This is a genomic window from Curtobacterium sp. BNK-1, assembly GCF_048685235.1.
Taxonomy (GTDB): Bacteria; Pseudomonadota; Gammaproteobacteria; order Enterobacterales; family Enterobacteriaceae; genus Pantoea; species Pantoea agglomerans.
Window position 1 is genome coordinate 158,610 of record NZ_JBLQTJ010000002.1, and the last position, 16,030, is coordinate 174,639.

The following is a 16,030-nucleotide window of genomic DNA, read 5'->3' on the forward strand; positions in this document are numbered from 1 at the left end:
GGTATCATCCCGCCTCATCGCTTCTCTGAATGCTGACCAGACCTCATCATCCTGTGACATCTCTACCCCACACCGGCTCTCAATCGATAATATGCTGTATATATAAACAGTACAATTATTCGCTTTAAGGGTCAAGTCTGCTCTGTTTACCAGTCTCAGATCGCTAAGCAATGGCTTAATTGTGGCCATTTATAGCAGAAGCAGCAGCCGAAACAGGACTTTAATCCTAATCTTAGAAATCGTTTTCATATCTGATTAAGGTATTGATTTAAATAGCCATTGAATATTGTTAGCTTTTTAATTGTTTGATATCTAATTAAAAAAAGAGTTAACCGTAGCGGCATAAACATCGTTTTTGCCCTATCTTTGAATGGCTCTGTAATGAAATCCACTTCTTTTACAGAGCGATCTGACTCCTACCCTTGCCCCCTTTTACAGGGGGCACTTTTTTCAGATAAGGCAGATATCAACATCTGATTGTCTCTGCAGACCGACAACGTTCATGCGTTGCTGACTACTGTGCTGATGACGTTAAGGGAGTGTCTGGAAAAGTGGTTGATTTGTAACCTGATAATTCATTGGTTGTGCTGACATCGCCTGAAGCCTGAAACAGTGGATTGAATCTCAAAACAATTTTCCGAAATAGCAAATAAACGGATTTTTTACCCGCTTAAAAGCCTCGCCAGAATGACGTGGTAAGGAGAATAAAAAGTGCGTAATAATCTGGCAATATCAGATTGACCAGCGCCTCACCAGGGATGCTGTAACGTTATAATAATGCGCTATATCTGCTGTTCGCCCCCGATTTTATGGGGGTTTTTCTTTTCCCTTCATTTCTATGCCCGGTTATTGCCGCACTGCGATCTGATGTCCTGATTGTCGAATCCTTTAGTACTACCTGAATCTACGATTAAATTAATGCTGCAAATATAACGGCATAATGGTCGTAGTTGTGCCCTTAACCAGCAATATTTCTGTGATATGTTTAATCAGTAACTTTCTGCCACGTGAGTCTGATTATGCTCTCCACCCTTATTTACCGTAGCCAGCTTGCGGGTTCTGTCTCGCCAGAGAGATTGAAAGCGCTGGTGGAGCGCGCCAGTATCAAAAATGCTGAGGCTGAAGTCACCGGGATACTGCTCTATGACGGACAGCACTTTTTTCAGGTGCTGGAGGGTAGCGTCGACAACGTTCACACGGTTTTCCAGCGTATCAGTCAGGATGAGCGGCATTTTAACCTGATTGAGCTGATGCGGGATTACGCCCCTGCGCGTCGCTTCGGTCATGCCGGTATGGCCTTATTTGATTTACGTGATTATCAGAAACACACCGTAGTGGATGCCCTGCTTAAGCGGGTCACCCTGAGTGATGAACGGATCAGAGATGACCGGGTGGTGAAGTTCCTGCGTTCTTTCGTCGAGGGGCGGGATAAAGAGACGTTTATCAAAATTGATCCTGCCAGTCAGTGGACGCTGACAACACCCGTCACCTCCGAATCTCAGCCAGCCTGGCAACCGGCACCGGGTCAGCGTTGTGAATTTGCGCTACAGCCTATCGTGGATACAGCGAATCGCCGGATTGTCTCCTGTGAAGCCTTGATACGTGGTCAGCACGGCGCATCACCCGCTGATTACTTTTCACAGTTGCCAGAAAGCGAGCGTTATCAGGGCGATCTGCACTCTAAAACCTACGCTTTCCAGCTGGCCAGACATCTGGGGTTGCGCGAGCAAACGCTCTCCGTCAACCTGCTGCCCATGTCGCTGGTGGTCATTGACGACGCTGTTGAACATCTTATCCAGCAGATCAGGCAGCAGGGATTGCGACCAGAGCAGGTGGTGGTTGAGGTGACCGAAGATGAGATCATCTCGCGCTTCGACGCATTCCAGTTTGCTGTCCAGCAGCTGAAAGCGGCCGGGATCAGCCTGGCGCTCGACGATTTTGGCGCCGGTTTCGCCGGCCTGTCGCTGTTAGCCGATTTCCAGCCCGACAAAGTTAAAATCGATCGCAAGCTGATCACCGATATCCACCGCAGTGGCCCGCGTCAGGCGATAGTGATGGCCATCATTAAATGCTGTCAGGCGCTGGAAATTACGGTTATTGCGGAAGGGGTTGAAAAAATTGAAGAGTGGCTCTGGCTGGAAGGTGCCGGGGTACGCTATTACCAGGGCTTTCTGTTTGCCCGTCCAGCCCTCAATGCCCTGCCTGCAGTAAGCTGGCCAGCACGACGCCCGGAATAGACCCCGCCGTGATAATCCCCTTTCCTTCCCTTTTGCCCATAATTTGATGCGGCTCACACCGCTTCGCTGCAAAAGGCAAAAGCTGTGCCATGCTTGATTCATCTGACAGCCTTCAGGCAACACAGATATTCATCAGGTCACTGGACAACAACCGGAAATGGGAGAGTCACCATGAACGAAGATCGCATTGGCGGTAACTGGAAGCAGTTCAAAGGTAAAGTTAAGGAAAAATGGGGTGATCTTACGGATGATGATATGACCGTTGTAGAAGGGAAGCGCGATCAGCTGGTCGGTAAAATTCAGGAACGCTACGGCTACGAGAAAGATCGTGCCGAAAAAGAAGTGAAAGAGTGGGAAGATTCCAACAAGTACCACTGGTAACGTGTGCTTAATCGCCGGGCGTCTCTGCGTCCGGCATCTGCTCTGTACCCCTGTTTAATCCCCCGCACCCACTGCCATCTCAGCACACGATACACCGGCAGATTTTGGAAATGATTGTTTCTTTATTTATTCCTGACGCGCATACTGCGTCATCTTCCCTGTTCATGGGATCTCAATGCCTTTCGGATATCAATTATGCCCCAGCACTCTACCGACACCGTATGTGGTCTCGTCGGTGTTCTTCCTGAAACTCTGCGCCGCTGGCGCCGTGCCGGGCTAATAACGCCGCCTGGCCCTGCTGGTTACTCAGATAATCAGCTTACGCGTGCGCTCTGTGTGCGTGAAATGACCTCAGGGGGTCATACGCTCTTTGATATCCATACTGCATTTAACTGGCCCAGCGTTGTGCTGCCTGGCGGCTGGGCCTGTCGGGAAGAGGATATGTTGCATCTGCTGGCGCATAATACGGACGCAGATGTTGATCGCGAACTACAGATGATGAATACCGACTATTGTGGTGATGATTATGTTAATCGCTACCTGCGGCCGCTCAACCTCTGGCTGCGCACTGACCTCAGCGAAGGTGCGGCGCGGCGCCAGCAGCGCTTTCATTCAGCGGTAGTCAATCAGTGGGAGCGCCTGGCGCTGGCCTCACAACGACGCAGCACCGTACCGCTGTTTCTTGAAGCAGTCAGCGTCACAGATGAAACCGAGATCTGGATGGAAGCGATACGGCTTAACGGACAGGGCTTTCGGGTTGAAGTTGCAGCAGATGCGTCAGGTATCCCCGCCGTGGCGCAACGCCGCTTTGAGCATCATCTGATGTGGTGTGGTGATGGTATCAGTGCATCGATGAAGGCTGCATTTCACTCCAGTCTTGAGGCGGGTGAACCGATCATGCTGACCGGAACGAATACCGGCTTACCGTCGCAAATCAGCCTTATGGCAGCCAGCGCCTGAACTCTTTTGACCTTCTTACCTGCCAGTGAATAAAAAGGCGGAAACAGCCTGTGCCGTTTCCGCCCTGTTCATGTTACTGATGTTCAAGAGTACGCTGACCGCCGATCGCAATCGGGATACGGCGCGGTTTCTCGCTCTCCGGTATTTCCTGGATCAGATCAATGCTAAGCAGACCCTCCGCCAGGCTGGCTCCGGTGACCTTCATGTGCTCTGGAATGGAAAAGCTCAGCTGGAAATCGTGTCGGGAAATGCCGCGGTGGATCCAGCTGGTGTTCTCTTCCCGGGCCTCGCCAGACGCTTCCTGTGACGGTTTCTCTCTGTGACCGGCCACTGAAAGCCGTCCGCCTCGTAACTCGATCTCCAGTTCATGCTCTTTCCAGCCAGGTACACTGACGGTCAACGCATAGCGATTATCCTCTACCCGTTGCAGATCGTAAGCGGGAACCGACGTTACCGGGCTGTCGCCAGTAAGCTGACTGAACAATTTATCGATGCGGTTAAAGCGGTCTGAAAAGACTGAATCAGACAGCGAAGGGAACACTGAAAATTGTTGTACTGACATGGTGATAATCTCCTGAACAGGTTCATCCAAAAGTTCATCTGATCGGTATCATATTTCCGATCATCTCTATAAATAGGGATCAGTAGTCAGTTTTCAAGTTGGTAAATATAATTTTTTTACCGTTATCAGACAGCCGGTTACCACAGAAATAAATTTCAGGGTATTAACGCAGCCGTTACTTTTTGCTCTGAGGTGCAAGAGCAAAATGGGGATGACAGCCAGCCAGTAATAACAGCAACTCATATTCTCCCTGACTTAATAGTGTCGGGTTACCTGCGGCTTCTTTGGTTTGCCAGACGCGCAGGCTAAGGTCAAAACGCTCAGCAGCGCTCTGCTGTGAGAGCCCGGCGGCAAGACGAAGTTCACGCACATTACTCTGGACGACCACAGGCGGCCTGGGGGGACGATTCACCAAACAAAGACTCCTTCAACATGATTAAACCGCAAAGGCACAGCGCTTCGCCATCAATAAAAGCGAAGCAACCTGAGAGCGGCCATAACGAAAAGACCACAGAATAATTGACTATTTTAAATAAATGTCAAATTTCAGGTTTAAAAATCATGCATGCTTTTTTATAAGCGAAGCGGCATATTTCGCCCTGACGGAGACTTTTCTATTTCCATAGAGTGCTTTATTCCTCCTGCCAGGAATTATCCTGTTATTTGCCTTAAGGGCCATTCAGGGATTAATCCGCTACCTCAAGCGCCCTTTCTTCATCAGGATAGAGGTATAGCCTGAGGGTCATGTTCAGGCAGCATCATTGAAAAAGAGGAGGATAATGAATGAAAAATCCTATCCAGCGTCGCTCGCCCGACGATCTGTCGCAGGTGGAAATTCGTGAACAGTGGCAAATCACCTACTGGACCCAGGAACTGAGGACAACACAGGAAAGGCTGACACGCGCGATCCGCGAGCGAGGGCCGCGGACCGAACAGGTTCGTGACTGGCTGGAGCAAAACCCGCCGCCACGTCGTCCGACACAATTCATACACGGCATGAAAGGTTAAATTGATTACTGTCTGAAGCGACGCGTTACTGGCGGTCTTGCGGTGGATTGACCTATAGCAGTCAGGAGTACACTGACAGGTCATATCTGCCGGTCTTCATTTTTTCAGGCTTTTACCTGTATTTTTAATAGGTTATCTTCCTGAGCAACCAGCGGATAGCGATCCGTCTCTGGCTGCAGACCTGTTTAATTGTAAAACTGACTTAGAAATAACATTAACCACCCTGAATGCTTATTCATCTCCTGACGGAAAATAAACATTAACAACCGTAAAAACCCTCTCCTGGCTATATAAAATGTACAAATGTAAATAATCAGGCGCATCTTCGATTAAATTTTCGAATCGTAACAACCCCTTTAATGCGTTAAAGAAAATATTAAGAGACACCCGCTGCATAGTCCCTTATTATCAAGTTGAAAATAAAAAATCACGCCATAATTCCTGCCGCCCGAATCACATTTCGCTCCGGACAGTTTTCTTTTTTCGCTCCGTAATCAGCCGGTGCGGGGGTTCTACACACATGTTAAACAATTTAAACGGCGACAATGAGCGCCGCAGCCGCGCCTTACAGGCGTTGCGCGACCCTGATGAAAGCCGCGATGAAGTTCTCCGGAAGTTTGTCCGGTTAGCCAGTCAGGCCCTGGGTATCCCGGGCAGCTTTATATCGGTGCTGGATGATGAGTTCCAGACCGTTCGGGCATCACACAATTTTGAACTGCAACGCTCAACGCGTGCGGATTCACTTTGTCGTCACGTGGTTGATAGCGACAGTGCGGTGATCGTCCCTGATACTTATTACGATGCGCGTTTTGTCACGCATCCCCTGATCACTGGCTCACCCTTTATCCGCTTTTATGTCGGTGTGCCACTGAAAACACGCGATGGCATTATTCTGGGCACACTATGTGTGACCGACACCGAACCGCATGCGTTTCCCAGTGACCAGGTGACGACCTTAACGCTGCTCTCTACGCTGGTAATGTCTTTTCTTGAAGCCTGGCACTCGGCGGGTTTTACCGATCCGGTGACCGGGCTACCTAACCGTCAGCGCCTGATACGTGATTTGCAATATCTTGCCGTTGCCGGCGATACCACGCCACGCCGTCTGGTTCTGATTGATTGCATCGATATGTCGCGTGCTTATGAACTGGCCCGCACCATGGGAATGAGCCCGGTTGAGAGCCTGCTGAAAGATATGGCCACTCTGCTGCCGCTGCGCCTGCGGCCGGCGGTTGGGGAGATGATCTATACGGTGGCCACCGGCCGCTTTGCTATCCTGACCCGAGCGGATAGCCGACTCAGTGCCGCGTGGGTAGCCGGTCGTCTGGAAGGTATCAGTGCGGACATGGATGAAGGTCTGTCGGTCGCGCTGACTCCCCATACCGGTGAGGCTGACTTTGTCGCTGGCAGCATGCCAGCATCTGAAATATTAGGCCGTGCGGTCAGTGCGTTGCATGAAGCGGTCGGCCGCGGACTGCCCTCTCAGCGCTTTGACGCTGAGGCTGAAACGCAGCGTTCAGAAGATTTCCTGCTGATGACCGATCTTAAAACGGCATTACGCGAGAACACCGGGCTGTATATGGTCTATCAGCCGAAAATTTGCCTGCAAAGTGGTAAACCCGTGGGTCTGGAAGCGCTTATCCGCTGGCAACATCCCAGCCGGGGCGAGCTTTCACCTGCCGCCTTTATCCCGCTGGCTGAGCAGACCGATCTGCTCTCTGTGCTGACAGCCTGGATTATCGATCGGGCGGTTGAGCGCCTTAGCCGGCTGAGGAATAACTGCATCCAGCTGCCGCTAACGATAAACGTCAGCGTACGTGACTTTGCGCGCGAGGGGTTCGCTTCAGCGCTGGAAAGTAAGATGGTCAAATCTAAGCTCCCAACCTCTCTGCTGGGAATCGAATGTCTGGAAACCGAACGTATCCTTGAAAGCCCGACCGCCCTGCGCGGGCTGGAGATGCTCAGAGCACGAGGATTCACTATTTCACTCGATGATTTCGGTTCCGGCTACAGCAATATCAGTTATCTGCGTCGCATGCCGCTTGATGTGATTAAGCTGGATCGTTCCCTGATCAGTGAGCTTTCCTCTGACACGGCTTCACGCATCATTGCACGCAGCATCATCGCCATGCTTAAAGAGCTGGACTATACCGTGGTGGCAGAAGGGGTTGAGTGTCCGGATGCAGTAACATCCCTGACCGAGTATGGCTGCGATCAGGCTCAGGGCTATTTCTATTCGAAGCCGTTGAACGAAGAAGCATTGGATTACTGGCTGCACTGGAAGCTGCGTGGCGAGTGTCATTAATCTGGAGCTGGCGCAATCTGATATCAGATTGCATTTTCAGCTATCAGATCGAGCTCTGATATTCCCTATAAGTCATATTCAAAATATTTGATCAATATAAGCAAAAGTTAGCTATATCAGTCTGGCGAGATCGCGCCTATCATTCATTCCATCGAGGCAAAACGCCTCTCCCTGACTGAAATACGCTAAGGAATTGACCATGAACCCCATCAAAATTTTCGTTGCTGTTACTGCACTTTCTCTGATTTCATTCGGTAGTTTTGCCCAGACTATTACCGCTACCGCGTCTACCCTGGATGCTGCTGAAGCTAAAGTCGCGGCACAGGCCAAAGATGCAGGTGCATCCTATAAAATTACCGGTGCACGCGTTGATAATCGAGCTTATGTCTCTGCTGAACTGATCAAATAACATTTACCCCTTCAATACGATGAGGCTGCCATTACGGCGGCCTTTTTTATTATGCAGGAAGCATAAGTTCGTCTGCTCAGGTTCAGCGTCTCTGATCCCATTATGATTGTTGGAACCGTGCCCCGTAATTTGCCGTTTCGCTTATTGCCACCTGCCGTGGTGCAGTCTGTGCGACAGTGAATAAGGAGAGATGAAACATTTTTTGAACAATGCTAGCGTGTGCGCAACAATCTTATAAAACGGAGCTGCACATGCTGACTACCATAATATACCGCAGCCATATTTCAGATGACTTCTCCATCAGAACCCTGCCCGCGATGGTCGACAACGCCAGCAAAATAAATGCGACTCACGACGTGACCGGCATCTTATTATTTAACGGTACCCATTTTTTTCAATTGCTTGAGGGTCCGGAAGCAGGCATTCAGGCAGTCTATCAGAGGATTTGTGCAGATCGACGGCACCACAATGTGGTGGAGCTGATGCGCGACTATGCGCCTTACCGCCGCTTTGGTAATGCGGGCATGGCACTCTTTGACCTGCGTGAACACGATCGCTCATCGCTCCTGCAGGCCGTGCTGGATAAAGGGACGTCAAAATATCGTCTGACCTATGATGATCGGGCACTGCAATTCCTGCGCACGTTTGTAGAGTCTCGTGAGAAAGAGAACTATTACGAGGTCCTCCCGCCGGGTTACTGGGAGTTTATTTCTGAGCACAATGATGTGCCGGACTCCCGTCCGGAGACAGAAGGCGTCAGCTTTCGCCCGGTGGTGGATCCCCTCGCTCGTCAGGTCACAGCGATTGAGGCGACCACTCTGCGACCTGCTCCCGCCGACGACACCTCAGGCGATCAGCTTTATGTTAACGATCTGGAAACCGTGAAAAAGACGTTTGCCCATGCTGGCCTGGTCTGCCCGGACGGTATGACACTGTACGTCAGCCTGCTGCCTATGACGCTTGTAGTGATACCCAATGCCGTCGATCATATTGTGGCCGCTATTCAGCAGGCGGGACTGGTTCCTGAGCAGGTTGTAGTTGGCGTAAGTGAAACCGCAGTGATCTCGCAGCTGGAAGCGTTCTCTGAAGCCGTACGCGCGCTAAAAGCGGTCGGAATCAGTCTGTCGATCGACAATTTTGGTGACGGCTCTGCGGGATTGTCCTTGCTGACTCACATTCAGCCCGACCGCATTCGTATTGATGCCGGTATCACCCGCGATGTTCATCGCAGTGGGCCAAAGCAGGCGGTGGTTCAGGCGATTATTAAATGCTGTTCCGCGCTGGAAATTACCGTCATCGCAGCAGGGATCGTACAGGCAGAAGAGTGGATGTGGCTGGAGGCTGCAGGTGTGATCAACTTCCAGGGCACGCTGTTCGCAGCCGCAGGGCGCTATGAAGCACAATCCGTTGCCTGGCCGGAATACCGGGAGGCGATGTAACACTCTCTGTCCCAATGGTGATAAAGCGGTACGTCAGCGCGAGGCCGCTTTCTTCACCGATGTCCTGCAGAGCAGTATCAAAGCCGCAGCGGCCCCGCTAAACACCTCCCCTCCCCCGCGCCCCCATCGGACCCGATCTTGTGACAGGGATAACGGCAGCTCCTTCCTGATGGTTCTGGCCATACCTTAATCTCTGTACTCATTCTGGCTTAGCTCTATTTGATAACCACTGTAGCGAGTAAAGTTACCTGTTTAACTCTTCCAGTAAGCAAATCAGTGGCGGATCCTTTTTAGGATCGAACTTCATCGCCTATCCACTGTAGCGAGTAAAGTAACGATATTCAGGGTTCGGAAACCACTGTAGCGAGTAAGCAGAGCAAGTAAATCGTCATCCGTCCTTCTAAATTGCAGCGCGAAGGCGCATTAGCCTTTGTTTCAGGTACTCCAGGTACGGTTTCATTCAGTCATAACCACTATAGCGAGTAAAAAACCGATCTCCCTCTCAACAATGAATTTTGACCCTTGATTGCAGAATCCGCCCTGTGTGGGTCCTCGCAAAGGTGCTTTTATGAATGCAGCTAAGCTCTTTAACTGCAAAAATCTGAAGCACGGCACACCGTTTAACGGCTGTGGCGAGTAACCATTTTTAGGTGTGGGAATTTGGCAATTTAACAGGAAGTCTTTTACTGACAGTGCAATAAATGATAGTGAGTGCTTACTCTATTTAAGGTAACCACTATATCGAGCATAGGCCAGTGACAATAACAACCACTATAGCGAGTAAGCTCCTCATTTCTGCTCCCAATTAACAACCACTGTAGCGAGAATATCGCATTCATCAGCGCCAATATCCGATCATTAACTGAACGCTTTAGCGATAAAACAACCTGATAACCACTGTAGCGAGTAGTTTACCCACCCTGGATGGACAAAAGGGAGATGAAAAAGCGCGGTAACGGAGGAGATAACCACTATAGCGAGTAGAGTAATGACACCGATTCCCCTGCCCAGCCTGCGTGAATACTTCATGACGGCCGTACTTTCTGTGCTGTGATCAGGTAAGTAACCACTATAGCGAGTGAACATTGGGTCTCATTCTGGCTATTACGCTTTTGAGGCCGCTCTTCCGGGAGAGACTAACCACTATAGAGAGTAAACACAGCACCGGACTCAATTCAGGTCCTGCCGATGGAGAGTAATGAATAGCGCGATTAGCCCTGTTCAGACAGGCGTTACGTATGTTGCTGTCGTGCTGGTAACCACTATAGTGAGTAACGTTACTCGCTACAGTGGTTATTGTCTTTCAGCCCGGCGTTCCCGATAAGAGATTGAAAGCGGAGTAGCATGCATGCTAGCAGAAAGCGTGTCATTGCTTCTTCTGCTTCCTGATTTTGTTCAGTAGCTCTTTTTCTTCACGCGAGACCATCACCAGCTCACTGCTATCCTCTTCAATCACCGGTTCAGGCAGGCTGACGTCAATTACGTCGGAATCGATATCAAGATCGTCAAACTCATCCATCTCATCATCGATCAGGCCTGACTTACTGAGCGGCAGTTCGGCCGGGCGCAGCTTAGGATGACGATAATGAACCCAGAAGTAGACTGATGAGCCACGTCGGGTTTCGGTGTAGTCGAGATAGCCGATCTCTTTTAACTGCTCCATGGCCTTTCTGACGGTGGCATTCTGGGTAATCACACGCGATGTCAGGTTAAGTCTTGCGCGCAGACGCGCCATAGATATCGGCGCAGGCTTCGGCGGAAGGCTTTCAATGAAGGTGTAGAGCGCCTGAGCAGACTCTTTGCGTGCCAGCTCATTGATGGCTTTAAGCTGCAGCAGAACCTTTCTGTCGAACTGATACAGCTCAAAGATCTTGGGATCGGCCTGCAGCGTTACCGTGTCCTTCTTGATGCTGTATTTCGCAGACTGCACCAGGTGCGTTGTGTAGTTCTCTCCGCCCTTGCTGGTAAAAGTCAGGGTGTTAGAGGCAATACGCGTCAGCGAAGCATCCAGACGGCTCCTGAGCTTCGAGGAGAGACGCACTGAGGGTATGCCGCATAGTTTGGCAAATTCAACGAAAGAGAGCGTTACCGTGTCTCCCAGACACTCATGCGTAGCGAATGCACGAATGATCCCGACCCAGGTTTTGAAATCATTATCCATATCCAGGCGGGCACCCAGAATCTTAATGTTGTCATAGCCTTCTGACCTGACCAGGGATAACTGTTTAAGATCCTGGGTCACATCCATGGCGTTCATCTGGTTTTTCTGACTGCGCGCTGTGGATTTTAACGTCGGAACAAATAAACCGAGTCGCATCAATGCTACCGGCTGGACGGTGTTGTTACTGTTGGGGGTAAGAGTAACAACTTCACCTGTACGTTTATCTGTTTCGCTAAACGCATCAGCTATGTTCAGGATATCTGGTTCTTTTCTTGGCATTAGGAAGATCCGTGATGTGAACAGGCGAGAGCCGCTGTTACTCGATACAGTGGATACTATCACTCACTACAGCGGTTAATCTACTTACCATAGTGGTTATTTCTCTCGATATAGTGGTTGTTTTACTCGTTATAGTGGTTAGCGACCCGGCTTTAACGTAGTCATACCGTGGCCTGAGGCGGTGCTGGGATCTTTAAGGAACTTAATAAGGATCTTAAATGGATCTGTTATTGGATCTATTCAGTGGATAACCTGAGAAAACTAACTGAAAAAGAGTCGAGCCACCGCCCTCCCCCTTTACTGGATCTCCCTCTTTCATCGCAAGCACCCTGGAAGAAGCCGTCATCTACGCATAATCAGGGTTATGCACACCGATTCAGGCCAATTACTCGCTATAGTGGTTGTTGAGTACTCGCCAGCGCGGTTGCTTTTCTCGCTATAGTGGTTGTTATACTCGTTATAGTGGTTATTCTTCTCGCTACAGTGGTTACTGACCCCCTTCCAGGCCTTGTGTTACAAGGCTTCAGACGCTGCAGGGATCTGTTAAGGATCTCAATTTGATCTATTGAGGATCGACCAATTGGATCTGGCCTGTGAATAACGGGGATAAAACACACAAAACAAAGAATTAGCTGAGAGTCCCGGTCAGAAGTTATTTTCACCTTCAGTTCTGAATGTGCGGTTTATCAGAAGCACATCTGTGAAGGTCTTTTACTGCTAAAACGATCTAACGCTGAGCATAGGTAAGACTGGAATGTTGCATACACCTATAACCATTAAATCTTTAGGGTTATAAGTTTAAATCAGGCCTCAGAAAATCGGTCAGTGAAAATACAGAAAACTCACCATGATGTTAATCGCCTATCTATTTGATAAATAATGGATTATTTTTTATTTTCATGATGAAAACACCATAAGATTCTTACTTAACGTAATATCTTTGTTTTGTCAGTACTCAGAATCTGTCAGACATACTAAAAAGGCACTTAAAATAACTTTCCCGGAAGAAATTAATAAGGTGCCAGTGAAGGAACAACAGGAAGAACGACAGTAAGAAAAATGCGTTCGGCATAATAACTTAAACTAATAAATAGGCTTAGCGTGAATGAAGTAATTTCAGGAATGTAAGAATGACATGAAGATGAAAAGATAGTATCCGGATCTGAATCAAGCACAGCAGAGCGTTAATTCTGACTGTCCGGCATAGCTACATTATGGTGACTTGCCCCAATTAATATTGCTCTAAGCCTTGCCGCATTAAGCCTGTTCTCTACTCCTACTCATGCTGTTAAATCGGCAGTCTTAACTCTTACATGATTTTGATTCGTGACATCACATAATGATGAAGGGAATTAAATCCCTATCTTTTCTGGATTAAGCCTTGCAATAAAAACCCTATGCGGAAAAACGCCTGACATTATGTTGACAGGCAGCAACGCAGATTATGAACGCTACATAATGACAAGGCATAAAAGGTATGGATTTGGAAGCAGTGATCTTAATTTAGCAATGATAGCGGTAACGATTACTTGCGTACTTTACCATTATGCCTACTCCTTCAGGTTCAAAAGCACTGTAATAGCTTCTGAGTAAAACTCTACGTCAGCAATAAATGTTGAGTGAAAGTACATTAATCCTGGAAATTTTTCACCAAGCCATTTCACACGTAATTAAATGATTTATAATAACTTTTATTGAATTTTCATGCTGAAAACACCATTGAAAACACGAAAACAATTTAACGAGCAACCTGCAGACTGGCAGATGATTCATCAGAATCGGAATGCACCGCTCCGAATCATTAGTCCTTAAAATATTCGTTTAATGTCGCCATTTTAAGTTCTCTGTCTCAACCAGCCTGTAAGACAAAAAAGCAAAGCGATTCACTTTCCAGTGATTCACAAAAGTAATACTGCTTGCATCTCACCATCGCGGAGAAAAAATCCAGGTTTTTGGCATTTTTCTAAAAAATTGGCAGGTATGTGCTTTTTGTGTAGTATGCAAAAAACATTAACGCAGAGGGGCTTATGAAGCGTGATTATGGTGGAGTGCTGGAAATGGCCACACGTGCCAATTCCATGTTACATGGACTGAGTAACCATATTGAGCAGCAGCGTCAGGAATTTAACCAGACCGGTTTTTACCAGACCTTCTCCCGGAATGCTGTCGCCAACATGCCATTGCTGAGTAAGCATGCTGTTGTCGCCGCAATTGGTGATATGGAAGCAACAGGTTATCAGTTTGGGAAAAAACAGACCGGCAGCACCTCACAATATGCCCTGACTATCCAGAATGTGGTCGACATCTATCAGCATCGTAAAGTACCGAAATATCGCGATCGGCACGATGGCCCCTTTGTCGTATTCGTTGTCAGCCTTAAAGGTGGTGTCTCAAAAACAGTGAGCACAGTCACGCTGGCCCACGGTATGCGTGCACATCCTTCTATGTTACATAATGACCTGCGTATTCTGGTTATCGACCTGGATCCACAGGCATCAAGCACGATGTTCCTGAGCCATACCAACAGTGTCGGTTCAGTTCTGGAGACGGCAGCGCAGGCGATGCTGAACGATCTGGATGCAGACCAGCTTCGTAAGCAATTCATTAAACCTACTGTCATGCCCGGCGTTGATGTGATCCCAGCCTCTATCGACGATGGTTTTGTTGCAAGCGACTGGGAAGAGCTGGTTGCTGAGCATCTGCCAGGCGTTGCGCCTTCGGAAGTACTACGCCGCAACGTGATTGATCGTCTGGCGGGTGACTACGATTTTATCTTCCTTGATACCGGACCTCACCTTGATTCATTCATGCTGAATGCAATTGCGGCCAGTGATGTACTGCTGACGCCGACGCCCCCGGCACAGGTCGATTTCCACTCCACCATGAAGTATCTGACGCGTCTGCCTGAAATGCTGGAGCGTATTGAGTCCGAAGGCATTGAGCCACGGCTTAAAGCCAATATCGGCTTTATGTCCAAAATGACCTCTAAACACGATCACCTGACTTCGCAAAGCTATGCCCGGGAAGTGTTTACTAAATCGATGCTGGACTGCAGCCTGCCGCGACTGGATGGATTTGAACGCTGCGGCGAATCCTTTGATACGGTGATCAGTGCCAATCCCTCCTCTTATCCGGGCAGTGCGGACGCTCTGCGCAAAGCTAAATATGAAGCCGAGCAGTTCTCAAGGGCTGTGTTTGACCGCATTGAATATATCAGGAGTACCTTGTGAGCAAACCTATACAGCGCATCGGGCGCAAGTTTGGTGATTCTGCTATCGCAAACATGATCGACAGCAGCAGCCAGTCGCGCACATTTACGCTGAAGTCGGGCGCGAAGGCCACCTTTGTGCGCCAGCTAATCCTGCATGATGATATTGAAACCAGAACCAGCGTTGACCCAAAAATCAACGGACGTGACCAGAGCACGCTGACGCCGGAATCGCTTCAGGAGATCACCCGTACTATTACGCTGCAGCAATTTTTTCCGGCTATTGGTCGTGTCAACGGTGACCGGATTGAAATCATGGATGGTTCGCGCCGCCGCGCCGCATGCATTCTTTCCGGTGCCAGTCTGGAAGTACTGGTCACCGCTGATGAACTGAGCCTTAGTGATGCGCGTCAGCTGGCTGCGGACATTCAGACAGCAAAAGAGCATAACCTGCGTGAATTAGGCCTGCGCTTTATGCTGATGAACGAAAATGGCATGAGCAAAACAGAGATTGCTAAAGCAGAAGGCATCTCAAACGCAAAGGTCTCACGTGCGTTCCAGGCCGCAGCCGTACCCGCTGAATTTATTGAACTCTTTCCGGTCGTATCAGAGCTGACACTTCAGGATTACCAGCTACTGCTCGATGTCTGGGAAGAGGCGAAAGCGGAAGCGGTTGATGTCACCGCGCTGGTCAGCGATATTAAGCAAACGCTTAAAGCTGATGATTCCCTGCTAAGCGCCAATGCGGATGAGAAGAAGAGCGCGATTCTTAACGGCTTTAAAAGCGCCCGTCGTCAGTTAAAAAAACCTGCACCCGTCAGCAAGACGGTGACGGAAAAGCTGGCTACTTTTACCACAGCTAATACCTATGCGCGTCGTAAAACTAATGATGATAAGCGCACTGTGCAGTATGAATTCAGCCGTCTGCCAAAAGAGATTGCTGAACAGATCGACGCGTCAATCAGACAGATACTCTCCACATTAAAATAATCCTCTTTACGTTTTTGATACCAGAACCGGCCTCTGTGCCGGTTTTTTAATTCTTTCCTCCACCGGCCTCCCGACAGTGCAATCCGCATCT

12 protein-coding genes are annotated in these 16,030 nt (G+C 49.1%); 9 read left to right on the forward strand and 3 right to left on the reverse strand.

Features of this window, described 5'->3' with window-relative positions:
* The first annotated feature begins 1,019 nt into the window (after positions 1-1,019).
* The 3 genes from ACMGGP_RS19770 (at position 1,020) to ACMGGP_RS19780 (ending at position 3,578) form a co-directional block, all read left to right on the forward strand.
* A complete protein-coding gene (locus ACMGGP_RS19770) occupies positions 1,020-2,237 on the forward strand; it encodes a diguanylate phosphodiesterase (protein WP_010256973.1) in 1,218 nt (405 codons plus the stop codon).
* A 171-nt stretch (positions 2,238-2,408) separates the two neighbouring features.
* Positions 2,409-2,618: a CsbD family protein gene (locus ACMGGP_RS19775; RefSeq protein ID WP_010256969.1), complete on the forward strand. Its 210-nt coding sequence runs from the start codon at positions 2,409-2,411 to the stop codon at positions 2,616-2,618.
* Between the two features lie 195 nt (positions 2,619-2,813).
* The gene (locus ACMGGP_RS19780; protein WP_167423798.1) at positions 2,814-3,578 is read left to right on the forward strand and encodes a MerR family transcriptional regulator; all 765 of its coding nucleotides are present in this window, start codon (positions 2,814-2,816) and stop codon (positions 3,576-3,578) included.
* A 73-nt stretch (positions 3,579-3,651) separates the two neighbouring features.
* On the opposite strand, the gene ACMGGP_RS19785 is transcribed toward ACMGGP_RS19780, so the two are convergent.
* Positions 3,652-4,140, reverse strand: a complete 489-nt coding sequence (locus tag ACMGGP_RS19785) for an Hsp20 family protein (protein ID WP_010256958.1) — start codon at positions 4,138-4,140, stop codon at positions 3,652-3,654.
* Between the two features lie 175 nt (positions 4,141-4,315).
* Entirely contained in the window at positions 4,316-4,552 is a 237-nt protein-coding gene (locus tag ACMGGP_RS19790; protein ID WP_250489641.1) for a hypothetical protein, read from the reverse strand.
* Between the two features lie 371 nt (positions 4,553-4,923).
* On the opposite strand from ACMGGP_RS19790, the gene ACMGGP_RS19795 reads away from it, so the two are divergent.
* From ACMGGP_RS19795 to ACMGGP_RS19810, 4 genes are all read left to right on the forward strand, one after another.
* Positions 4,924-5,148, forward strand: a complete 225-nt coding sequence (locus ACMGGP_RS19795; RefSeq protein WP_033770153.1) for a DUF3606 domain-containing protein — start codon at positions 4,924-4,926, stop codon at positions 5,146-5,148.
* A 520-nt stretch (positions 5,149-5,668) separates the two neighbouring features.
* Entirely contained in the window at positions 5,669-7,453 is a 1,785-nt protein-coding gene (locus tag ACMGGP_RS19800; RefSeq protein ID WP_346551378.1) for an EAL domain-containing protein, read from the forward strand.
* A gap of 199 nt (positions 7,454-7,652) precedes the next feature.
* Positions 7,653-7,862, forward strand: coding sequence for a YdgH/BhsA/McbA-like domain containing protein (locus tag ACMGGP_RS19805; RefSeq protein WP_033759908.1), 210 nt, complete (start codon positions 7,653-7,655; stop codon positions 7,860-7,862).
* Between the two features lie 251 nt (positions 7,863-8,113).
* Entirely contained in the window at positions 8,114-9,301 is a 1,188-nt protein-coding gene (locus tag ACMGGP_RS19810) for a diguanylate phosphodiesterase (RefSeq protein WP_498798758.1), read from the forward strand.
* A 1,366-nt stretch (positions 9,302-10,667) separates the two neighbouring features.
* On the opposite strand, the gene ACMGGP_RS19815 is transcribed toward ACMGGP_RS19810, so the two are convergent.
* Positions 10,668-11,741, reverse strand: a complete 1,074-nt coding sequence (locus tag ACMGGP_RS19815) for a RepB family plasmid replication initiator protein (protein ID WP_010256943.1) — start codon at positions 11,739-11,741, stop codon at positions 10,668-10,670.
* Between the two features lie 2,027 nt (positions 11,742-13,768).
* Between ACMGGP_RS19815 and ACMGGP_RS19820 the strand changes: the two genes are divergently transcribed.
* Both ACMGGP_RS19820 and ACMGGP_RS19825 read left to right on the forward strand, forming a co-directional pair.
* Positions 13,769-14,971, forward strand: a complete 1,203-nt coding sequence (locus tag ACMGGP_RS19820) for an AAA family ATPase (protein ID WP_498798759.1) — start codon at positions 13,769-13,771, stop codon at positions 14,969-14,971.
* Complete coding sequence (locus ACMGGP_RS19825) at positions 14,968-15,939, forward strand: ParB family protein (protein WP_498798760.1); 972 nt, start codon at positions 14,968-14,970, stop codon at positions 15,937-15,939. Before ACMGGP_RS19820 ends, ACMGGP_RS19825 begins: the two co-directional genes overlap by 4 nt.
* The last annotated feature ends 91 nt before the right edge of the window (positions 15,940-16,030 follow it).